Origin of the sequence: Pikeienuella sp. (assembly GCF_046290545.1) — a bacterium.
Classification (GTDB): domain Bacteria; phylum Pseudomonadota; class Alphaproteobacteria; order Rhodobacterales; family Rhodobacteraceae; genus Pikeienuella.
This window is the reverse complement of record NZ_JBKAGV010000011.1, coordinates 57,158-77,955: the sequence shown is the minus strand read 5'-3', so window position 1 is coordinate 77,955 and position 20,798 is coordinate 57,158. Positions and strand designations below refer to the sequence as shown.

At 71.2% G+C, this 20,798-nt stretch carries 21 protein-coding genes, 1 tRNA gene and 1 pseudogene; 9 read left to right on the top strand and 14 right to left on the bottom strand.

Features of this window, described 5'->3' with window-relative positions; genetic code table 11:
* The first annotated feature begins 2 nt into the window (after positions 1-2).
* On the top strand, positions 3-662 hold the full coding sequence (locus tag ACE37J_RS09745; RefSeq protein ID WP_409710762.1) for a hypothetical protein: 660 nt from the start codon (positions 3-5) through the stop codon (positions 660-662).
* A gap of 13 nt (positions 663-675) precedes the next feature.
* On the opposite strand, the gene ACE37J_RS09740 is transcribed toward ACE37J_RS09745, so the two are convergent.
* From ACE37J_RS09740 to aroC, 5 genes are all read right to left on the bottom strand, one after another.
* A complete protein-coding gene (locus ACE37J_RS09740) occupies positions 676-801 on the bottom strand; it encodes a hypothetical protein (RefSeq protein ID WP_409710759.1) in 126 nt (41 codons plus the stop codon).
* A 94-nt stretch (positions 802-895) separates the two neighbouring features.
* Entirely contained in the window at positions 896-2,992 is a 2,097-nt protein-coding gene (recG, locus tag ACE37J_RS09735; protein ID WP_409710756.1) for an ATP-dependent DNA helicase RecG, read from the bottom strand.
* Position 2,993: 1 nt separating this feature from the next.
* Positions 2,994-5,108: an NAD-dependent DNA ligase LigA gene (gene ligA, locus ACE37J_RS09730; RefSeq protein WP_409710753.1), complete on the bottom strand. Its 2,115-nt coding sequence runs from the start codon at positions 5,106-5,108 to the stop codon at positions 2,994-2,996.
* A gap of 69 nt (positions 5,109-5,177) precedes the next feature.
* Positions 5,178-6,365 (bottom strand): chromate efflux transporter, encoded by a 1,188-nt coding sequence (gene chrA / locus ACE37J_RS09725; protein WP_409710750.1) that lies wholly within the window; start codon positions 6,363-6,365, stop codon positions 5,178-5,180.
* 40 nt (positions 6,366-6,405) lie between these two features.
* Complete coding sequence (gene aroC, locus ACE37J_RS09720) at positions 6,406-7,506, bottom strand: chorismate synthase (protein ID WP_409710747.1); 1,101 nt, start codon at positions 7,504-7,506, stop codon at positions 6,406-6,408.
* Between the two features lie 180 nt (positions 7,507-7,686).
* Between aroC and ACE37J_RS09715 the strand changes: the two genes are divergently transcribed.
* Positions 7,687-7,762, top strand: a tRNA-Val gene (locus ACE37J_RS09715).
* A 24-nt stretch (positions 7,763-7,786) separates the two neighbouring features.
* Here the strand turns inward: ACE37J_RS09715 and ACE37J_RS09710 are convergent.
* The 6 genes and pseudogenes from ACE37J_RS09710 to ACE37J_RS09685 all read right to left on the bottom strand — a co-directional run bounded on the left by ACE37J_RS09710 (position 7,787) and on the right by ACE37J_RS09685 (position 11,440).
* Positions 7,787-8,089 carry a TonB family protein gene (locus tag ACE37J_RS09710; protein WP_409710744.1) on the bottom strand — a complete coding sequence of 101 codons (303 nt, stop codon included), beginning with the start codon at positions 8,087-8,089 and terminating at the stop codon, positions 7,787-7,789.
* A gap of 669 nt (positions 8,090-8,758) precedes the next feature.
* Entirely contained in the window at positions 8,759-9,145 is a 387-nt protein-coding gene (locus ACE37J_RS09705; protein ID WP_409710741.1) for a biopolymer transporter ExbD, read from the bottom strand.
* On the bottom strand, positions 9,146-9,532 hold the full coding sequence (locus ACE37J_RS09700; protein ID WP_409710738.1) for an ExbD/TolR family protein: 387 nt from the start codon (positions 9,530-9,532) through the stop codon (positions 9,146-9,148).
* Positions 9,529-10,167: pseudogene (locus ACE37J_RS09695) on the bottom strand (MotA/TolQ/ExbB proton channel family protein); the annotation flags it as partial. The pseudogene ACE37J_RS09695 and the gene ACE37J_RS09700, both read right to left, overlap by 4 nt.
* Positions 10,168-10,304: 137 nt before the next feature.
* On the bottom strand, positions 10,305-10,739 hold the full coding sequence (locus ACE37J_RS09690; protein WP_409710735.1) for a GFA family protein: 435 nt from the start codon (positions 10,737-10,739) through the stop codon (positions 10,305-10,307).
* Between the two features lie 11 nt (positions 10,740-10,750).
* Positions 10,751-11,440: an ArsR/SmtB family transcription factor gene (locus tag ACE37J_RS09685; RefSeq protein WP_409710732.1), complete on the bottom strand. Its 690-nt coding sequence runs from the start codon at positions 11,438-11,440 to the stop codon at positions 10,751-10,753.
* Between the two features lie 71 nt (positions 11,441-11,511).
* Here ACE37J_RS09685 and ACE37J_RS09680 point away from each other — a divergent pair, with 71 nt between their 5' ends.
* The 4 genes from ACE37J_RS09680 to ACE37J_RS09665 are packed head-to-tail and all read left to right on the top strand — an operon-like array spanning position 11,512 to position 13,822.
* Positions 11,512-11,829, top strand: coding sequence for an NIPSNAP family protein (locus ACE37J_RS09680; RefSeq protein WP_409710729.1), 318 nt, complete (start codon positions 11,512-11,514; stop codon positions 11,827-11,829).
* Entirely contained in the window at positions 11,826-12,170 is a 345-nt protein-coding gene (locus tag ACE37J_RS09675; protein WP_409710726.1) for an antibiotic biosynthesis monooxygenase family protein, read from the top strand. The genes ACE37J_RS09680 and ACE37J_RS09675 overlap by 4 nt, the downstream gene beginning before the upstream one ends.
* Before the next feature lie 6 nt (positions 12,171-12,176).
* Complete coding sequence (gene rlmJ, locus ACE37J_RS09670) at positions 12,177-12,953, top strand: 23S rRNA (adenine(2030)-N(6))-methyltransferase RlmJ (RefSeq protein WP_409710723.1); 777 nt, start codon at positions 12,177-12,179, stop codon at positions 12,951-12,953.
* Positions 12,950-13,822 (top strand): DMT family transporter, encoded by an 873-nt coding sequence (locus tag ACE37J_RS09665; RefSeq protein WP_409710720.1) that lies wholly within the window; start codon positions 12,950-12,952, stop codon positions 13,820-13,822. Before rlmJ ends, ACE37J_RS09665 begins: the two co-directional genes overlap by 4 nt.
* A 57-nt stretch (positions 13,823-13,879) precedes the next feature.
* Here ACE37J_RS09665 and ACE37J_RS09660 read toward each other — a convergent pair whose 3' ends face one another.
* The 3 genes from ACE37J_RS09660 to ACE37J_RS09650 all read right to left on the bottom strand — a co-directional run bounded on the left by ACE37J_RS09660 (position 13,880) and on the right by ACE37J_RS09650 (position 17,383).
* Positions 13,880-14,767 (bottom strand): hypothetical protein, encoded by an 888-nt coding sequence (locus ACE37J_RS09660; protein ID WP_409710717.1) that lies wholly within the window; start codon positions 14,765-14,767, stop codon positions 13,880-13,882.
* A gap of 77 nt (positions 14,768-14,844) precedes the next feature.
* Positions 14,845-16,173, bottom strand: a complete 1,329-nt coding sequence (locus ACE37J_RS09655; protein ID WP_409710714.1) for a vWA domain-containing protein — start codon at positions 16,171-16,173, stop codon at positions 14,845-14,847.
* A 298-nt stretch (positions 16,174-16,471) separates the two neighbouring features.
* Complete coding sequence (locus tag ACE37J_RS09650; protein ID WP_409710711.1) at positions 16,472-17,383, bottom strand: AAA family ATPase; 912 nt, start codon at positions 17,381-17,383, stop codon at positions 16,472-16,474.
* Positions 17,384-17,544: 161 nt separating this feature from the next.
* On the opposite strand from ACE37J_RS09650, the gene proS reads away from it, so the two are divergent.
* The 3 genes from proS to ACE37J_RS09635 are packed head-to-tail and all read left to right on the top strand — an operon-like array spanning position 17,545 to position 20,793.
* On the top strand, positions 17,545-18,867 hold the full coding sequence (gene proS, locus ACE37J_RS09645; RefSeq protein WP_409710708.1) for a proline--tRNA ligase: 1,323 nt from the start codon (positions 17,545-17,547) through the stop codon (positions 18,865-18,867).
* The gene (locus ACE37J_RS09640) at positions 18,864-20,126 is read left to right on the top strand and encodes a lipoprotein-releasing ABC transporter permease subunit (RefSeq protein WP_409710705.1); all 1,263 of its coding nucleotides are present in this window, start codon (positions 18,864-18,866) and stop codon (positions 20,124-20,126) included. Before proS ends, ACE37J_RS09640 begins: the two co-directional genes overlap by 4 nt.
* Positions 20,119-20,793, top strand: coding sequence for an ABC transporter ATP-binding protein (locus tag ACE37J_RS09635; protein WP_409710702.1), 675 nt, complete (start codon positions 20,119-20,121; stop codon positions 20,791-20,793). The genes ACE37J_RS09640 and ACE37J_RS09635 overlap by 8 nt, the downstream gene beginning before the upstream one ends.
* The last annotated feature ends 5 nt before the right edge of the window (positions 20,794-20,798 follow it).

Here is a 20,798-nt window from a genome sequence, read left to right as displayed (position 1 = left end):
CCTTGATCGACGCGGCGAACGCGGCGGCCCTCTGGTGGGCCGTCATCGCCTCGGGCCTCTATCACGGGCTAAACCCCGGCATGGGATGGCCTCTCGCCGTCTCCGCCGCCCTGATGGAGCGGCGGGCCTCGGCCCTGCCGGGGGCGCTTGCGGCGCTCGGGATCGGCCATTTTCTGGCGATGGCCGCGATCCTGGCGCCTTTCGCGCTCATGGCGACGCTGATCGCCTGGGAGCGTGAACTCCGCGTCGGCGCGGCCTGCCTTGTCATCGGGATGGGGCTCTTCCTCGCGGTTCGCCGCAAGCATCCCCGGTTTCTCGCGCGGGTGCCGCCGACGAGGCTCGCGCTCTGGTCGTTTCTGGCGGCGACGGCCCATGGCGCGGGGCTGATGCTGCTGCCGGTCTATCTCGGCCTCTGCGCGCTCCCAGGCGAAGGCTCCGGTGAGGCCGCGGCTCTCATGTCTTCGACCGTCGGCGCCGCCCTGCTCGTCGCCCTTGCACATACGGCGGCGATGATGGCGGCGGGCGGCGCGCTCGCAAGCGGGGTGTACTACTGGCTCGGGCTGAAGTTCCTGTCCCGAAGCTGGTTCAATCTCGATTTACTGTGGGCGCTCAGCCTTGTCGCGGTCGGGGCGTTTGGGCTCCACGGCGCCCTCGTCCACTGAGCAGCGGGCGAATTCAGGCCGCCGTCAGCGCGAACCCTGCGAAGACCATGGCGCACATGGCGGCGAGCCCGAGAATGTCTGCGAAGGCGCCGCCGGGGCGGGCGGCGGCGAGTTGGGCGATGCGGCGCGCTGCGGTCATTTCGGGGCTCCTCTGCCTCAGGTTGCGTGAGCAACCGTTCTGTTCCTTTCATGTTCTTATTTTTCCCCAACGTCAAGAACAAAAGAGAAACAAGTTATCCACCGGCGAGGTAGCGGATCGCCGCATCACGGTCATGCAAATATAGGAGCGTGCGGAGGGCGGAGCCCCGCGCGCCGTCCAGCCCGCGCTCCGCGGCGAGGCGGGCGTCGGCCTGCGCGACCTGCATGAGCGCGCCGTCCGTCTCCATGTCCGCGATGCGGAAATCGGGGAGGCCGGACTGCGCCGCGCCGAGGAGATCGCCCGCCCCGCGGAGCTTCAGGTCGGCCTCCGCGATGCGGAAGCCGTCCTCCGTCTCGCGCAGCGTGGTGAGCCGGGCGCGCGCCGCCTCGCCGAGCGGGCCGCGATAGAGGAGGAGGCAGGTGGAGGCGCCGGCGCCGCGGCCGACCCGCCCGCGGAGCTGGTGAAGCTGCGCGAGGCCGAAGCGCTCCGCCTGCTCGATCACCATGATCGTCGCCTCGGGCACGTCCACGCCCACTTCGATCACGGTCGTTGCAACCAAGAGTTGCGAAGCGCCGGAGTGGAACGCGGCCATCGCCGCATCCTTTTCCGCCGGCGCCATGCGGCCGTGGACAAGGGCGACGCGCTCCGGCCCGAGGGCGAGGCGAAGCTGCGCCGCCCGCTCCTCCGCCGCGGTGAGGTCCACGAGTTCGGATTCATCGACAAGCGGGCAGACCCAGTAGGCCCGCCGCCCCTCCTCCAGCGCCGCGCGGAGGCGCGCCACCACATCCCCGACCCGCTCCGCGTTCACGAGGCGCGTGTCGATCGGCTGACGGCCCGGCGGCTTCTCGTCCAGCACGGAGACGTCCATATCGCCGTGGCTGGCGAGGGCGAGGGTGCGGGGGATGGGCGTCGCCGTCATCGAGAGCATGTCGGCGCGGAGGCCCTTTTCGAGGAGGTCCATTCGCTGGCGGACGCCGAAACGGTGCTGCTCATCGATCACGACGAGGCGAAGGTCCGCGAACTCCACCTCCTTCTGGAAGAGCGCATGGGTGCCGACGAGGATGTCCGCCTCCCCCGCCTTCAGCGCGGCGAGCTTGGCGGCCCGCGCGGCGCCCTTGTCCCGCCCGGTGAGGAGGAGGAGGCGGGCGCCCGCCGCCTCGGCCAGAGGGCGGAGATTCGCCTCATGCTGGCGGGCGAGGATTTCGGTCGGGGCCATCATCGCGCCCTGCCCGCCCGCCTCCACCGCGGCGAGGAGCGCGAGCATGGCGACGAGGGTCTTGCCCGCGCCGACATCGCCCTGGAGGAGGCGCATCATCCGTTCGGGCGCCGCCATGTCCGCCGCGATCTCCGCCGCCGCGCGGCTCTGCGCCCCGGTCGGCGCATAGGGCAGCGCGGCGAGGAGCTTCGCGCGGAGCCGCCCGTCGCCCGCGCTCGCCCGGCCCTTGCCCTTCCGCATCCGCGCGCGGGCGAGCGCGAGGGCGAGGGCGTGGGCGAGCAGTTCGTCATAGGCGAGCCGCCGCCGCGCCGGCGCCTCGGGGGAGAGCGCGGCGCGGCCCGAAGGCGCGTGAAGCGCGGCGAGGGAGTGGCGCCAGGCGGGCCAGCCCTCGCGCTTCATCAGCGCCGGGTCGTGCCATTCGGGCAGGTCGGGCGCGAGCGCCAGCGCCTCCGCCGCGGCCCGCGCCATCTGCCGCTGGAAGAGCCCGGCGGTGAGCGGATAGACCGGCTCGAATTCCGGCAGGGCCCCGGCCTCCGCCGGTGTCAGCACATGGTCGGGATGCGTCATCTGGAGGACGCCGTCGAAGATCTCGACCTTGCCGGAGAGGATGCGGCGGGAGCCGGTCGGCAGCTTTTCCCGCAGCCAGTCCGCCCGCGGGCGGAACCAGGCGAGGACGAATTCGGCGCCCGCGTCCCGCGCGATCACGCGATAGGGCTGGCTCTTCGTCCGCGGCGGATGATGCTCCCCGATCTCGGCCTCCACCGTCGCCGGCTCGCCGAGCGGGGCGCCGGCGAGGGAGGGGCGGAGGCGGCGGTCCACCACGCCTGTCGGCGGGGTGAAGAGGAGGTCGCGCGGGCGCGTGATCCCGAGCTTCGCCATCAGCTTCGCCGTCTTGCCGCCGACACCGGGCAGGCTCTCCGCGCCGGCGAAGAGGGGCCAGAGGATTTCAGGGCGTCCTTGCGGGCCCTCGGCCATCTCAGCCGCCGATCAGGGCGAGCCAGCCCTCCTCGTCCAGCACCGCGACGCCGTGCTTCTGCGCCTCCTTCAGCTTGGAGCCCGCCCCCGGCCCGGCGATGAGGATGTCCGTCTTCGCGGAGACGGAGCCCGAGACCTTCGCGCCCAGCGCCTCGGCGCGCGCCTTCGCCTCGGCGCGGGTCATCCGCTCCAGCGTTCCCGTGAAAACGACCGTCTTGCCGGAAACCGGGCTTTCCTTCGCGGCGGCGGCGACGGGGAGGATTTCAAGCTCCGGGACAAGATCGTCCACCACCTTCCGGTTGTGCGCCTCCACGAAGAAGCCGACGAGGGCCGCGGCCATGACCTTGCCGATTCCGTCGATGGCGAGGAGATGCTCCCAGGCATCCCCTTCCATCGGCGCGGCCGCGTCCATCGCCGCGATGAAGGCCGGCCAGTCCCCATAGGCGCGGGCGAGTGTGAGGGCCGAGGTCTCCCCCACATGCCGGACGCCGAGGCCGAAGAGGAGCCGGTCGAACCCGATCCGCCGTTTCTCCGCGATGGCGCGGAAGAGGTTGCGGGCGGAGGTCTCGCCCCATCCCTCCCGGTTCTTCAGCTGTTGCAGGCCCTCGCCATAGCGCGATTCGAGCCGGAAGATGTCCGCCGGGGTCTTCACCCAGCCGTCCGTCCAGAACGCCTCGACCTGCTTGGCGCCCAGCCCCTCGATGTCGAAGGCGGCGCGGGAGACGAAGTGCTTCAGCTTTTCCAGCGCCTGCGCCGGGCAGGCCAGCGCGCCGGTGCAGCGGCGCACCGCCTCGCCTTCCTCGCGCACCGCCGGGGAGCCGCAGGCGGGGCATGTCGTGGGGAACACGTAGGGCGCTGCGCCTTCCGGGCGGCGGGAGAGGTCGACGTCGATCACCTTCGGGATCACGTCGCCTGCGCGATAGACCGTCACGGTGTCGCCCACGCGGAGATCCTTCCCCTCCCGGATCGGCTCGCCCTTCGCGCCGCGCCCGGCGATATAATCCTCGTTGTGGAGCGTCGCATTCGACACGACGACGCCGCCGACCGTGACGGGCCGGAGCCGCGCGACGGGAGAGAGGGCGCCGGTACGGCCGACCTGGATCTCGATCGCGTCCAGCACCGTTTCCGCCTTTTCCGCCGCGAACTTGTGCGCCGTCGCCCAGCGCGGGTTGTTGGAGCGGAAGCCGAGCCGGGCCTGGAGCGCGAGATCGTCCACCTTGTAGACGACGCCGTCGATGTCATAGCCGAGCGTGGCGCGGCGCGATTCGATCTCCCGGTAATGGGCGAGAAGCGCCTCGACGCTCTCGCAACGCTTCATCATCGGGTTCACGGGGAAGCCGAAGGCGCCGAGGCGCTCCACGGCGTCGAACTGCGTACCGGCCAGCGGTTCGGAGGCGGCGCCCCAGGCATAGGCGAAGAAGCGGAGCGGGCGGGAGGCGGTGACCGCCGGGTCGAGCTGGCGGAGGCTTCCGGCGGCGGCGTTGCGGGGGTTGGCGAAGGTCTTTCCACCGGATTCGGCCATCCGGGCGTTCAGCGCGGCGAAATCGGCGTGGCTCATGTAGACTTCACCCCTGACTTCGAGGAGCGCGGGGGCGTTCTCGATCCGCTCGGGGATATCATCGAGGGTGAGCGCATTCCGCGTCACCGTCTCGCCAATCTCCCCGTCGCCCCGCGTGGCGGCGACGGCGAGTCGGCCCGATTCGTAGCGGAGGGAGAGGGAGAGGCCGTCGATCTTCGGCTCGGCGGTGTAGGCGAGCTGCGCTTCGGGCGCGAGGCCGAGGAAGCGGCGGATCCGCGCGTCGAACTCCGCCGCCTCCTCCGCCGAAAAGACGTTGGAGAGGGAGAGCATGGGGACTTCGTGGCGCGCCTTGGCGAAGGCCTCCGAGGGCGCCGTGCCGACGCGGCTCGAGGGGCTGTCCTCCCGCACGAGGTCCGGAAAGCGCGCCTCGATCGCCGCGTTGCGGCGGCGGAGCGCGTCATAGGCGGCGTCGTCGATCTCCGGCGCGTCGTTCAGATGATAGGCGCGGTCATGCCGCGCGATCTCCGCCGCGAGCGCGGCAAGCGCCGCCGCGGCCTCCTCCTCGCTCAGCTGTTCGACCGCCTTGCCTTCGTCCATCGCCTGTCCTCGCTCCCGGGCCGCGAGTTTCCGCGGCGGGAGGGCCGGGTCAAGCGCGTTAGGCGCCTCTCATGACAAACCTGCCCCGGCCAGCCCGGCGCCCGCCGCGGCCGCGAGCGCGACGACGGCGAGCGGCGAGACGCGCCACGCGACGAGGAGGACGAGACAGAGCAGCGCCAGCGCGAAATCGGTCATCGAGCCGACCGAGCCGGTGAAGACCGGATCGTAGAGCGCCGCGCCGAGCACGCCGACGACGGCCGCGTTCGCCCCCTGCATGGCGGAGCGGGCGGAGGCCCGGGCGCGGAGCCGCTCCCAGAAGGGCAGCACGCCGACGAGGAGGAGGAAGCCCGGCAGGAAGAGGGCGAAAAGCGCCAGCGCCGCCCCGGCCGCCCCGTTCGGCGCGGAGCCGGAGACCGCGCCAAGCCATGCCGCGAAGGTGAAGAGCGGGCCCGGAACCGCCTGCGCCGCGCCATAGCCGGCGAGGAAATCCTCACGGCTCACCCATCCGGTCGCAACCGTCTCCGCCTCCAGCAGCGGGAGGACGACATGGCCGCCGCCGAAGACGAGCGCGCCGGCGCGGTAGAACCCGTCGAACATCGCAAGCGCCTGCGAGACCCCGGCGAGAAGCGGCGCGAGGAGGAGGAGCGCGGCGAAGAGGCAAAGCGCGGCGAGGCCCGCGCCCCGGCTGACGGGCGCCGCGAGCGGCCCGCCCGCATCCCCCGCGCCCCGCCCGAGCGCGAGGCCGGCGAGCCCCCCGGCGAGGATCGCGGCGACCATCCCCGCCGCCCCCGGCAGCGCCGCAAGAATCGCGACGGCGAGGACGGCGAGCGCCGCCCGCTCCCGGTCCGGGCAGAGGCTCTTCGCCATGCCAAGCACGGCCTGCGCGACGATGGCGACGGCGACGATCTTCAACCCGTTCAGCGCCCCGGCGGCGAACGGCCCTTCGAGCGCGGAGGCCCCGAGGGCGAGCGTGAGGAGGATCAGCGCGGAAGGCGCGGTGAAGCCGATGAAGGCGGCCAGCGCCCCGCCCCATCCCGCCCGCATCAGGCCGAGCGCGAATCCGACCTGGCTGGAGGCCGGGCCGGGCAGGAACTGGCAGAGCGCGACGAGATCGGCATAGGCCGCGTCGTCGAGCCAGCGGCGGCGCGCGACGAACTCCTCCCGGAAATAGCCGAGATGCGCGATCGGGCCGCCGAAGGAGGAAAACCCCAGCTTCAGAAAGGCGAGGAACACCTCGCCGACGCCGCCCCGCTCCATCCGCGCCTCCCTGTCGCGCCCGTCTTGCGGGGCGCAGGCGTCAGTTTCGTGACGGCCCGCCCCGCCCCGTCTGCCCGCGATCCCGCAGGAGATGGTCGAGAAGCACGCAGGCCATCATCGCCTCCCCCACCGGCACGGCGCGGATGCCGACGCAGGGGTCGTGCCGGCCCTTCGTGACGATCTCTGTCTCGTTCCCCGCGCCGTCCACGGTCCGGCGCGGGCTGAGGATGGAGGATGTCGGCTTCACGGCGAAGCGGACGACGATCTCCTGCCCGGTCGAGATGCCTCCGAGGATTCCGCCGGCATGGTTGGAGAGAAAGACGGGGCCATCCTCTCCCATGCGCATCTCGTCCGCGTTCTCCTCCCCGGTCAGGGCCGCTGCGCCCATGCCGGCGCCGATCTCCACGCCCTTCACCGCGTTGATCGACATCATCGCCGCCGCAAGGTCGGCGTCGAGCTTGCCATAGAGCGGCGCGCCGAGCCCGGCGGGGACGCCCGCGGCGACGATCTCGATCGCCGCGCCGACGGAGGAGCCGGCCTTGCGCACCCCGTCGAGATAATCGGCCCAGAAGGCGGCCGCCTTCGCGTCTCCCGTCCAGAACGGGTTGCGATCCACCTCGTCCCAGTCCCATGCCGAACGATCCGCCTTGTGCGGACCCATCTGCACCATCGCGCCGCGGATCGTGACGCCGGAGAGGAGCGCAGCAAGCGCCGCCCGGGCCACGGCCCCGGCCGCCACGCGCGCCGCCGTCTCCCGCGCCGAGGAGCGGCCGCCGCCGCGCGGGTCGCGGAGGCCATATTTCGCTTCGTAGGTGAAATCGGCATGGCCGGGGCGGAACTTCGCCGCGATCTCGGAATAATCCTTCGAGCGCTGGTCGGTGTTTCGGATGAGGAGCTGGATCGGCGTCCCCGTCGTCACCCCTTCGAAGACGCCGGACAGGATCTCCACCTCGTCCGCCTCCCGGCGCTGCGTGGTGAAGCGGTTCTGGCCGGGCTTCCGCCGGTCCAGCCAGGGCTGGATATCGGCCTCGGAAAGCGCCACGCCCGGCGGGCAGCCGTCCACGACCGCGCCGAGGGCGGGGCCATGGCTCTCCCCCCAGGTCGTCACGCGGAAGAGATGGCCGAACGTGTTGTGGGACATGGCGCCGCTCCTTCGCCGGGCGATGTAGCGGAGCGGCGGGGCGAAGGGAAGCGCGGCGCAGCGGGCCCGCCCGCATCCGTCGCCTCCGGGGCCGGGCGCGCGACGGGGAGCGAGGCGCCGCCGGGCGGGGGGCGAAAGCGCTTGACGCGGCGCGGGGCGCGGCCTATCCACCGCGCCGGCGGGACGTTAGCTCAGTTGGTAGAGCACAGTGTTCACATCGCTGGGGTCACTGGTTCGAGCCCAGTACGTCCCACCATCCGCCCCCCTTCGATGGCGCGCCTCACGGCCGGAACACCACCGGCAGCGTGAAGCCGAACGGCCCCTGGCCGAGCGCCCCAGGCGCCGCGGGATAGGGCGCGGCGGCGCGCACCGCAGCCAGCGCCGCCTCGTCCAGCGCAGGGGCGCCCGCACTCTTCGCGACCGATGCGGAGAGGAGGGCGCCGGACCGGTCCACCATCAACGAAATCTCGACCACGCCCGCGCGGCGGATTAAGGCGGGGGCGCGCTTTTCCCGCTCCACCGCGCGGCGGATCGCGCCGCCCCAGCGTTCGGCGAGGGAGGCGCGCGCGGCCGCGTCGCCCACGCTTTCGGGCGCGTCTCCCGGCCCCGCCTCGGCGCCGCCGCCGGAGCCTTCGGCCCGCGCGGACGGGGCGGCCTCCTCTGCGGGGCCCGGGCCGGGCGCGGGCCTCGGGCGGGCGCGGCGGTCGCCCTCGCCGCCTGCGGGGGCGGCCTCGGCTCCGCCGCGGCGGCGGGCGGCGGCGGCGCGGCTCTCGCCCGGGCCGGCGCGGCGGGGGGGGGGCGCGGGCGGGCGCGATGTCGCGCGGCGCGGCGGGGGCGGCCGCCTCCGGCGGCGGTCCGCGCGGCGTTCGGGCGCGGGCGCGAGGCCGGGGGAGACGGGCGGCGGCGGCGCCCGGCGCCGCCGCCGCCGCCGGGGCCGGCGATGCGCGGAGGGGCGCCAGCATGACGGCCTCCGGGAGCGGCGCCGAGGTTTCCGGTGCGGCGTCATGCGTCGGGGCGGGCGCGCGCGGCGCGGGGGCGGCGGCCTCGGGCGCCTCGCTCCAGATTTCGACAAGGGCGGAGAGCGCGGGCGCGGCGCCGGAGATCGTCGCCTCCGCATCGCCGCCCGCGCCGCCGGAGACGAGGCCCGAAGGCCCGCCGAAAAGCGCGAAGGCGGCGAGGTGGAGGAGGAGCGCAAGGGCGAGGAAGCCCCCCGCCTCCGCCGCCCCGCCCCCGCGCGGGAACGGCGCGGCGATCATGGACGAGACCCCTGCGCGGCGGCGAGTTCGACCGCCCCCGCGCCCATCGCGGCGAGGCGGGCGAGCGCCGCGGCGACCCGCGCGGCCTCCATGCCGCCATCCGCCCGGAGACGGAGCGGCCCGCCCGCCGCCTCCTCGATGGCCGCCGCCGCCGCCTCGTCGCCCCGGAGGTCGCCGAAGCCGAACTCCCCTTCCGGCGAGAGATGGAGGGCGAGGGCCGCGCCGCCCTCCGCCGCCGCAGAACGGGGGGGCGAGACTTCGAAGGGTTCGGGCGGCGCGATCTCCGCGGTCATCACGAAGAAGACCAGAAGAAGAAAGACGACGTTGATCATCGGCAGGATCGGCTCGCCGGCGCGCCGCGGGGGGGCGGGCTCGATCCGCATTTACTCCGCCAGGACGAGCGCGCCGAAGCCAGCCGCGCGCAAGGCGTCCGCCACGTCGATCACGCGCTGGAGGCTCGCGCCCTCGGCCCCGCGGAGGATCACCGGGTCCCCCTCCCCCGTCATCAGCGGGCGGAGCGCGGCGGGGAGCGCGGCCTCCGCGATCACAGCCCCGTTGAGGCGCAGCCCCTCCGGCGCGATCTCCACGAGGCGCGGTGGCCCGCGCCATTCGGCGCCCGCGCCCGCGGCGGCGGCGGGCAGCGCGCCCTCCGCCCCGAACCGCGCGGCGAGCATGAAGAAGACGAGGAGGAGAAACACCACGTCGATCATCGGCGTCAGCGCCGCGCGCCGCCGCGGGGGTGCTGGCGGGGCGAAGCGGAATCCGGTCATCGCGAGAAGACGGCCTGGAGCGGCGCAGGCGCGCGGGGCGCCGGGGCGGGCGCGAGGAAGACGCGCGTCGCCGCATCCTCCATGTCGTGCCGGAGGCCCTCGATCACGCTCTCGAACCAGGCGAGGGCGGCGGAGGCCGGGATGGCGACGGCCATGCCGGCGGCGGTGGTCAGCAGCGCCTCCCAGATGCCGCCCGCGAGCGCCGCCGGGTCCGCCCGCGCGCCGGCCTCCTGCAAGGCCTGGAACGCGGCGATCATGCCGAGCACGGTGCCGAGAAGGCCGAGAAGCGGCGCCACAGTCGCGATCAGTTCGAGCGCGCGGAGGCCGGAGCGGGCGGCGGCGAGTTCCGCCCGCGCGGCGCGCTCCACCTCCTCCCGCGCCTGCGGCTCCGGCAGCGCGGCGCGGGCGGCCATGGCGGATCGGACGAGGCGGGAGCGGGCGTCCCCCCGGCTCGCCAGCACCGCCTCGGCCTCCGCCGGGCGGCCGGCGGCGAGCACGGTCAGCGCCACGCGGGCGCGGCGGCGGGACCAGGCGCCGAGCCGGGCGAGGCGCCAGGCCTTCCAGAGGATCACCGCGAGGCAGAGGACGGAGAGCGCGGCTATGGCCCAGATCACCGGACCGCCGAGCGCAAGGAAGTCCCACGCCGCCGCCCAAGGGGAGGCGGGCACCGCGCCCGGCTCGATGATCCCGCCCTCGTCCATTCCGCGTCTCCGCCGCCTTGCGGTTCCGGCCTACCGTTTTCCGAGCATTTCAGTCAAAGACTAATCCAGCCTCATCCAATCGGGACGGGGCCTGGGAACCCCGCCTCATGCCGGTCCGCCTCCGGATTCCGGTCCGCCCACGGCGCCCGGCTCCGCGCCCAGATCTCGTGCTGCGCCTCGTAGAGTGTCGGGTCGTCCAGCGTGCCGGCCTTCAGCGAATAGCGGCTGACCTCCGGCCAGGGCGAGGTGAAGAGATGCCCGCCGCAAGCGCCGCAGAAATAGCGCGCGACCTCCCGCCCGCTTTCCGCCGTCACGACATGGACGCGCGGCGCGCCCTCGATGGCCACCTCCCGCGAGGCCACCACGACAGCCCAATGCGCCGGCCCGCCGCCCCAGCGCCGGCAATCCGCGCACCAGCAGACATAGGGGAGCGTCGCCGAAGCCTCGGCGCGATAGCGGACGGCGCCGCAGAGGCAGCCTCCAGTGAGGGTCGTCCTGTCGGTCATCCGGGTCTCCGTCAGGCCGCCCGCGCGGGCGGCGGAAAGGCTTCGCCGAGGCGCCGCGCGCCTTCGGGCGTGATCGTCACCGCCCGACCCTCCCCGCGCCGCGCCAAGCCGAGCGCGAGGAGGCGGGAGAGGAGCGCGGCGCCGAGCGCGCCGCCAAGATGCGCCCTCCGCTCCGACCAGTCCAGACAGGGGCGAAGAAGCGGGCGGCGGCCCGCTTCGAGCGGCGCAAGGTCGATCCCGAGCGCCGTGAAGGCGGCGCGGCCCGGCTCCGTCAGGCGCAGCTCGGCCTCCCCCGCGACGCCCCCGCCCGCGCGGAGCGAATCGAGGATCGAGACGGCCGCCTCCCCGGCCAGATGGTCATAGCAGGTGCGCGCCCGGCGGAGCGCCGCGTCGCGCGGGCCGGGGCGCGTGCGGAGCCCGCCCCGCCCGGCGGCGAGGCCCATCAGCGCCTCCAGCGCGGCGGCGACGTCGGGCCCTGCGAGCGTGAAATAGCGGCTCCGCCCCTGCCGCTCCCGCCGCAGCATCCCCGCCTCCTCCAGCCGGGCGAGATGCGCGCTCGCCGTCTGCGGCGTCACGCCCGCCTCATGCGCAAGCTCCGTGGCGGTGAGCGCGCGGCCCGCCATCAGCGCCGTCAGCATGTTCGCGCGGGCCGGGTCCCCGATCAGGGCGGCGTAGCGGGCGATGTCCGGTCCTTCCTTCATGGTTCGATCATGGCCGAAGCATTGGCGCGGCGCAATCGGGCAGAAGGGGCGCAGCCAAGAAGGAGACAGCCATGCTCACCTGCGTCATCAGATACCGGATCGACCCGGCCCGCCCGGCGCTCTTCACCCGCTATGCGCGGGGCTGGGCGGAGGCGATCCCGCGCTGCGGGGCCGATCTTGTCGGCTATTTCGCGCCGCACGAAGGCTCCTCCACCCTCGCCTTCGGGATCTACCATATCGAGAGCCTCGCCGCCTACGAGGCCTATCGCGCGAAGCTCGCCATGGACCCGGCGGGGCGGGAGAATTACGCCTTCGCGCAAGCCGAGCGATTCCTCCTCTCGGAGGAGCGCACCTTCGTGAAGCGCGCAGACAGGGAGCCAGGCCGATGATCGCGGTGATATTCGAGGTGGAGCCGAAGCCGGGGATGACGGACCCCTATCTCGCCATGGCCGCGGAGATGCGCCCGCTGGCGGAGGGGATCGACGGGTTCATCTCGGTCGAGCGCTTCCAGTCCCTTATGAACCCTGAAAAGCTCCTCTCGATCTCCTTCTGGCGGGACGAGGCCGCGCTTGACGAATGGCGCCGCCTCTCCCGCCACCGCGACGCGCAGAAGGCGGGGCGGGAGCGGATGTTCGCCGGCTACCGGCTCCGCGTCGCCGCCGTGATCCGCGATTACGGGATGCACGAGCGGGCGGAGGCGCCGGAGGACAGCCGGGCGCTGCACGGCTGAGGGGCGATGCTCTCCTACCAGCACGCATATCACGCCGGGAACGCGGCGGACGTGCACAAGCACGCCCTCCTGGCCCTCGCGCTTGGCTACATGGCGGCGAAGGAGAAGCCGCTTTCCTATCTGGAAACCCATGCGGGCCGCGCGCTCTATGACCTCTCGGGGCCGGAGGCGCTGAAGACCGGAGAGGCGGCGGCGGGGATCGGGCGGATGGAGCCCTGGTTCCCGGCGGAGCATCCTTACGCGCGGGCGCTGGGGGCGGCGCGGGAGCGAGCGGGGCCCTCGGCCTATCCGGGCTCGCCGCTGATCGCGGCGACGCTGCTCCGGCCGGGGGACAGGATTGTGCTTGCGGAGCGTCACCCGCAGGAGGCGGCGGCGCTGCGCCTCGCGCTGCCCGGCGCGGATGTGCGGGAGGAGGACGGGCCGGCGCTCGCCCTCGCCCTCGCCCCGCCGACGCCGCGGCGGGGGCTGATGCTGATCGACCCCTCCTATGAGCTGAAGGCGGAGTTCGCGGCGATGCCGGCGCTCGTCGCGAAGCTCAGGCGGAAATGGCCCGTGGGGGTGATCATGCTCTGGTGGCCGATCCTCGCCAGCGGGGCGGAGCGGGGGCTCGCCGAGCGGCTCGACGACCTCGGCGGCGAGGCGCTTCTGAGCGAGGCGCGCTTCCCGCCCGCACGGCCCGGCCACGGGATGATCGGCAGCGGGCTCTGGGTCGCCAACCCGCCCTGGGGGCTCGCGGAGGCGGCGAAGGCGCTGGAGGCGCGGTTCGCGGGGCTGGGCTCATGAGCCGCGCTCCGGCTCGGGAGCTGGCGCTGCTCGGGCTTCTCGCGCTCCTCTGGGGCTCCTCCTATCTCTTCGTCGAGATCGGGCTGACGGGGCTGCCGCCCTTCACGCTCATCGCGCTCCGCATCGCGGTCGCCTGCGTGTTCCTGCTCGGGGTTCTCTCCATGCAGGGCGGGCGGCTGCCGCGGGACGGGCGGAGCTGGGGGCGGCTCGCCATCCAGTCCGTGCTGAACGCGACGGGGGCCTGGCTGCTGCTCGCCTGGGGGCAGCAGCATGTGGAGAGCGCGGTGGCGGCGGTGCTGAACTCGACCTCGCCCTTGTTCGTCACGCTGCTGGCGCTGATGTTCGTCCCCTCGGAGCGGGCGAGCCCGGCGCGGGCTCTCGGCGTCGCGCTCGGCTTCGGCGGGGTGCTGCTGATCGTGGGCGGGGAGGCCTGGGGCGGGTTCGGCGCCTCCGTCCTCGGGCAGATCGCAGCCCTGGCGAGCGCGATGCTCTATGCCGGCGCGGCGCTCCACGGACGGCGGCTCGCGCATCTGACGCCGACCGCGACTGCGGCGGGAACGATGCTCTGCTCTATGGCCGTAGTCGCCCCGCTCTCGCTGGCGGTGGACGAACCCTGGGCGCTCTCGCCCTCCTGGGCCGCGCTCGGCGCGGCGGCGGCGCTCGGGCTCCTCTCCACCGGCGTCGCGCTCATCCTCTATTTCCGGCTGGTGAAGACGCTGGGGCCGCTCGGCGTGGCGAGCCAGGCCTATCTGCGGGCGGGGATCGGCGTGGCGCTCGGGGTGGTTCTGCTCGGGGAGCGGCCGGAGCCGGCGGTGTTTCTGGGGCTCGCGGCGGCGCTGCTGGGGGTGTGGCTGATCAACCGGCGGTGAGGGGGGGCGACAAATCACAGAAGGACACCCTGACATTCCTTAGAAATCCCACCTTTCCTAGCCTGATTCTGACTTTTTTTGAGCTTGCATCAGGCGATAAGCAATAATTATCTGATCCCCACAACTCACACAGTTGAAACTCAAATGCTGGTCGCTCTTCATTGCCTCAACCATATTGCTCGGAATATTTTTAACTTCTCCACAGCTCTTGCATTTGACATCAATGGTCCTCCTAAGAAATTTTTGACCATCAATAAAATACTCGTAAGTCTCGTCACAGTCTGGATTGATACAGCTGATCTTCTGTCTATCTTTTAGCAGCGATAATCGTCTAGAGATTTTCGACCCACAATAACATGTGAAATTAATGTTCTCCCCGAAACCCGAGGAAATTAACGTCCCCTCGCCGATCCGGCGAATTTCATCGAGAGCTTCAATTACCTTTATGCGGATCGCTTCTTTATCACTGTATTTTGCGAATCGATCGGCTTTTTTAATTGGAATTCTAACATGTAAAGCGATTCCCGATAGCGCATTCCATAACCTTCCAATTTTCTGCGGGTCAAAGCCTACTTGAGTTCCGATTATCAATTTTGGAGTTTGTTCTCCTTCAATATCGACGTTTACGATATTATTTTGGTCCGTGATGCTTTGCGACACTGACAATGTTTGGGTTTCTTTCGCGTAAGCGTCAACCTCATTGATGAGCTTATTCACAATATCTCTTGGCTGCCATTTCCTTAGGTCCTTGTGAGAAATGTAGTCATGACAAATACGCAGTCGCTCATAGCAAATTATCTCAAGAGCCAAACGGCATTCCAGAGCTGCGTAGGTTAAGCTCGCCTGTGTATCCTCTGACAAGAGTGACTCGATCTGCTGGATAGTTGACTTAAGGCTGAACACTTTTTTGTTCCTAGAAAGGATAATTTCTTGAAACCCCATCATTGAGCTTCATCATGGTTGGTGTAGCGTCGATCACAGAGTAGCGGGAGATAGCAATATCTTGTCTCTCTCTTCATCCCCTACCCTCGCCCCGGCCTCGGGTCCTTCGGCGGGGGGAACCCCGCCGACCCCACCGCCCGCCTCTCCTCCGGCGGCGGCGCGCCCAGCAATCGCATCAGCCGCGCCCTGTCGCCCCCGTGATCCGGCTTCGAGAGCGCGTCGGCCAGCGCCTCCAGCGAGGCGACGGAATGGGCGGCGCGGAAGCTGTCCACATGCGGGAGCATGGCGCGGACGCCGCGGGCGCGGGGGGCGAAGCCTTCCCACCGCAGGAGCGGGTTGAGCCAGACGAGGCGCTTGCAGGAGAGGTGGAGGCGCTCCATCTCGGCGGCGAGGATGTCCGGATCGTCCCGGTCCAGCCCGTCCGTGATGATCACCACCACCGCCCCCTGCCCCAGCACGCGGCGAGACCAGTCCCGGTTGAAGCGGTGGAGGCAGGCGCCGATGCGCGTGCCGCCCTCCCAGTCCTCCGCCTCGCGGCCCGCGCGTTTTAACGCGCTGTCCACGTCCCGCGTCTTCAGATGGCGGGTGATGTTGGTGAGCCGCGTGCCGAAGGTGAAGGAATGGACGGCGGACCAGCCCGCCCCCTTTGCATTCGCCGCCGCATGAAGAAAGTGCAGCAACATGCGGGAATAGCCCGACATCGAGCCTGAAATGTCGCAGAGCGCGACGAGGGCGGGGAACCGCTCGCGCCGCTTCTTCATCATCAGCGTCTGGATGTCCCCCCCGGTGCGCATCGCGGCGCGGAGGGTGCGGCGGGGGGCGATCTGGCGGCCGCGCTGCGAAAGCTCGGTGCGGCGGGAGGCGATGGGGCGGATCGGGAGGCTGAGGCGTGCGATGGCGCGGAGGGCCTCGGCCTGCTCCGCGAGCGTCATCTGCTCGAAATCCTGTTGCTTCAGCTTTTCGTCGGCGGAGAAGGTGAGGGAGGCGTCGATCTCGATCTCCTCCTTCTCGCCCTCCTCCTCCGGCGTTTCCCGCTCGGGCATCTCGTCGATCAGCGCCTCGGCGGCGCGCTTCTCCGCGGCCTCCGGCACATGCTCTTCCTGCGCGCCGCGGAGCTGCGGCATTAGCATGGACATCATGTGTTCGAGGAATTGCGGGTCCCGCCAGAAGAGGCGGAAGGTCTGGCCGAAGAGCTCCCGCTGCTCGGGGCGGGTGACGAAGCAGGCGTGGAGGGTCCAGTAGAAATCGTCCCGCGAGGAGAAGCCGGCGGCCTCCACCGCGCGGATCGCGTCGATCACGCGGCCGGGGCCGAGGGGCATCCCGGCCTTCCGCAGCGCGCGGGCGAAATGCGCGATGTTGGCGGCGAGCTTGCCGTCCGTCGGGATGGGGAGGTCGGCGAACTGGACCATCAGGCGGGTTCGCGGCCTGTTGTGGCGGAGACGGCGGGCGAGATCGCGCCGCGGCCCCGGCAAGCGGCTTTCCGGGGGAAAGCCGCAGGGGCCGTTCGGGCGGAGGCGCAAGCCGGAGACCGAGGGGCGCCAAGCCGCCGCGTCGGGTTGCATCGGCCCGCGGCCGCCCGGGCGGACGCGTCTCGCGGCCGCCCCGTCCAAACAAATGGGGGGGCGGGCGGCCGCGGGCCGATACGCGGGGCGTATCGGCCGGGCGCTTTTGAAAACTGGATGGGCAGAGCGGCGATGATGGAAGGTTTCACGCCGGCTCCAGCTTCGCCTTCGCCGCATCGAGGATGCGCTTCGCCTCGGAGCCCTGCATGGCCGCGATGTCGTCCTGGTATTTCAGGATCGCGCCCAGCGTGTCGGAGATCACCTGCGGCGAAAGCGCGATGGCGTCGAGCGCGATGAGGCATTTCGCCCAGTCGATCGTCTCCGCGACGCCGGGGCGCTTGAAGAGGTCCTCCGAGCGGAGCGCCTGTACGAAGGCGACGATCTCGCGGGAGAGCGACTCGGTCGCCTCCGGCGCGCGGGCGCGGAGGATCTGCATCTCCCGCTCGAAATCCGGGTAGCCGACCCAGTGATAGAGGCAGCGGCGCTTCAGCGCGTCATGCACCTCCCGCGTCCGGTTCGAGGTGATGATGACGATGGGCGGCTCCGGCGCCTTGATCGTGCCAAGCTCGGGGATCGTCACCTGGAAGTCGGAAAGGGCTTCGAGCAGGAAGGCCTCGAAGGGCTCGTCCGTCCGGTCCAGCTCGTCGATGAGGAGGACGGGGGCGCCGCCCGGCTGCGGGCGCATCGCGGCCAGCAGAGGGCGCTCGGTCAGGTAGCGCTCGGAAAAGAGATCGGAGGTCAGCGTCTCCCGGTCCCTGTCCCCCGCCGCCTCGGCGGTGCGGATGGCGATCATCTGCGCGGCGAAGTTCCACTCATAGACGGCGGAGCCCGCATCCAGCCCCTCATAGCACTGGAGGCGGATCAGCCGACGGCCGAGGGCGGAGGCGAGGGATTTCGCGATCTCGGTCTTGCCGGTGCCGGGCTCGCCTTCGAGGAAGAGCGGCTTGCCGAGCGTGAGGGCGAGATAGGTCACCGTCGCCAGCGCCCGGCCGCAGACATAGCCTTCCGCCGAGAGAAGGGTCTGTGTCGCGTCGATGGAGTTCGGCAGGGCGGTCATGTGGCCTCTTGTGCTTGCGTCCCCTCAATGGAGAGCCTCGGGCCGGGGATTTCAAGGGCGACAAGGGTCGCAAGACGCCGGCCTGCGCCGCGCCGCCCGATTGCGAACCGCCGCCCCATCGCCTAAACCCGCGCGACCCGCCCCGAACCCGGACCCAAGCGATGCGCCTTTCCCGCTACTTCCTCCCCGTCCTCAAGGAGACGCCCGCCGAGGCGCAGATCGTCTCGCACCGGCTCATGCTCCGCGCGGGCATGATCCGGCAGGCGAGCGCGGGGATCTATTCCTGGCTCCCGCTCGGCTACAAGGTGCTGAAGCGGATCGAGGACATCGTGCACGAGGAGCAGCAGCGGGCCGGGCATATCCCCGTCCTCATGCCCACGATCCAGTCCGCCGATCTCTGGCGCGAGAGCGGTCGCTATGACGATTACGGGCAGGAGATGCTCCGCATCAAGGACCGGCACGAGCGGGACATGCTCTATGGCCCGACGAACGAGGAGCTGATCACCGACATCTTCCGCGCCCATGTCGGCTCCTACAAGGCGCTGCCGCTCACGCTCTACCACATCCAGTGGAAGTTCCGGGACGAGGTGCGCCCGCGCTTCGGCGTGATGCGCGGCCGCGAGTTCCTGATGAAGGACGGCTACAATTTCGACCTGACGAAGGAGGACGCGCTCCACGCCTATAACCGCCACCTCGTCACCTATCTCCGCACCTATGAGCGGCTCGGGCTCCAGGCGATCCCGATGCGGGCGGATAGCGGGCCGATCGGCGGGGACGACACGCACGAATTCCTCGTGCTGGCGGAGACGGGCGAGTCCGAGGTCTTCTATGACAGCGCGATCACCGACCTCACCTTCGGCGACCGCGCCATCGACTATGACAGCCGGGAGGAATGCCGCGCCGTGCTGGACGAGTTCACCTCCCGCTACGCCCGCACTGACGAGACGCATGACGAGGCGCTCTTCAACGCCATCCCGGAGGAGCGGCGGAAGAGCGCGCGGGGCATCGAGGTCGGCCAGATCTTCTATTTCGGCACCAAGTATTCCGAGCCGATGGGCGCGACGGTGACGAACGAGGCGGGCGAGCGCGTGCCCGTCCACATGGGCTCGCACGGCATCGGCGTCTCCCGCCTCGTCGGCGCGATCATCGAGGCGAGCCATGACGAGAAGGGCATCGTCTGGCCGGACGAGGTCGCGCCCTTCGGCGTCGGGATCGTCAACCTCAAGCAGGGCGACGCGGCGGCGGACGCCGCATGCGAGGACGCCTATGCGAAGCTTTCCGCCGCCGGGCTCGACCCGCTCTATGACGACCGGGAGGAGCGGGCGGGGGCGAAATTCGCGACGATGGACCTGATCGGCCTGCCCTGGCGGCTGACCATCGGCCCGCGCGGCCTCGCCGCCGGCACGGTGGAGCTGACAAGGCGGAAGACGGGGGAGACGCAGGAGCTCTCCCTCGAAAGCGCGCTGGCGCGGCTGACGGCGTGAGCGGAACCCGGCCCTTCGCCGGCTTCGAATGGCTGATCGCGCTCCGCTATCTCCGGGCGCGGCGGCGGGAGCGGGCGATTTCCGCCATCACCGGCTTCTCCCTTGTCGGCATCATGCTCGGCGTCGCGACGCTGATCGTCGTCATGTCCGTGATGAACGGGTTCCGGGACGAACTGGTGACGCGCATTCTCGGCGTGAACGGCCATGTCCTCCTCCTCCCCGTGGGCCGGACGCTGGAGGAGCCGGAAGCGCTGGCGGCGGCGGCCCGCGGCGTGCCGGGCGTGGTGCGCGCGGCGCCGCTGATCGAGGGACGGGTGATGGCCTCCTCCGGGCCGGGGGCGACGGGCGTGCTCGTCCGCGGCGTCTCGGAGGCGGATGCGATGACGCTGGAGGCGCTCGTCTCCCCTGAGGAGTCCGTCGGGCGGCTCGAGAATTTCGGCGGCGAGCGCATCGCACTCGGCTCGGGCGTGGCGGAGGAGCTCGGCGTCACGGTCGGCGACAGCGTGAAGCTCATCTCCCCGCGCGGCCTCCGCACCGTGCTCGGCGCCGCGCCGGCGACGGTGCGGAATTTCGAGGTCGCCTACATCTTCCGCATGGGGATGAGCGAATACGACAAGGTGCTCGTCTACATGCCGCTGGAGGCGGCGCAGAAATTCTTCCTGAAGCCGGGCGGCGCCGACATGGTCGAGGTAATGGTCGACCATCCGGACGAGATCGAGGCGGCGGTGAACCGCCTCGCCGCCGCGCTCGACCGCCCCGTCCGCTACTGGACGTGGAAGGACCAGAATTCCGGCTATCTCGGCGCGCTGCGGACGGAACGGGTGGTGATGTTCGTGATCCTCTCGCTCATCATCCTCGTCGCCGCGCTCAACATCATCTCCGGCCTCATCATGCTGGTGAAGGACAAGGGGCGGGATATCGGCATCCTCCGCACCATCGGGCTGACGCGGGGGGCGGTCATGCGCGTCTTCTTCATCTGCGGCGCCTCCATCGGCGTCGTCGGCTCGGCGGCGGGGGTCGCGCTCGGGATCGTCTTCGCGCTCAACATCAGGAAGGTGCAGGCGGCGGTGGAATGGGTGCTCGGCGTCTCGGTATGGGACCCGACGGTGCGCTATCTCACCGAGATTCCGGCGATCCTGCGCTGGTCGGACGTCGGCTCCGTCCTCGCGCTGGCGCTCTGCCTCTCCTTCCTCGCGACGCTCTATCCCGCCTGGCGCGCGGCGCGGATGGACCCGGTGGAGGCGCTCCGGCATGAATGAGCCAGCGCTGGCGCTCGCCGGGCTCTGCCGCGCCTATGGTGCCGGGGCGACGCGCGTGGAGGTGCTGAAGGGCGCGGACCTGACGCTGATGAAGGGCGAGGTCGTCGCTCTCGTCGCGCCTTCGGGGGCCGGAAAATCGACGCTCCTGCAGCTCGCCGGATTGCTGGACAAGCCGGACGGCGGCGAAATCCGCATCGGCGGGCGCGCGATGACCGGGCTTTCGGACGGCGAGCGGACGGCGGCGCGGCGGGCGGAGATCGGCTTCGTCTACCAGTTCCACCACCTCCTCCCCGAATTCTCGGCGGAGGAGAACGTGATGGTCCCGCAATTCGCCGCGGGCAAGGGCCGAGCGGAGGCGAGCCGCAGGGCCTCCGAACTCCTCACCAGCGTCGGTCTCGCCCCGCGTGCGAAGCACCGCCCCGGCGAGCTTTCCGGCGGCGAGCAGCAGCGCGTCGCCATCGCCCGAGCGCTGGCCAACCGCCCCCGGCTCCTGCTGGCGGACGAGCCGACCGGCAATCTCGACGTGGAGACCTCAGAGACGGTCTTCGCCCTCCTCCTCGGCCTCGCGCGGGAGGAGGGGCTGGCGGCGCTGATCGCCACGCACAACCCCGCACTCGCGGCGCGGATGGACCGGATTGTCAGGCTGGAGGGGGGGAGGTTGGTGTGAGCCCC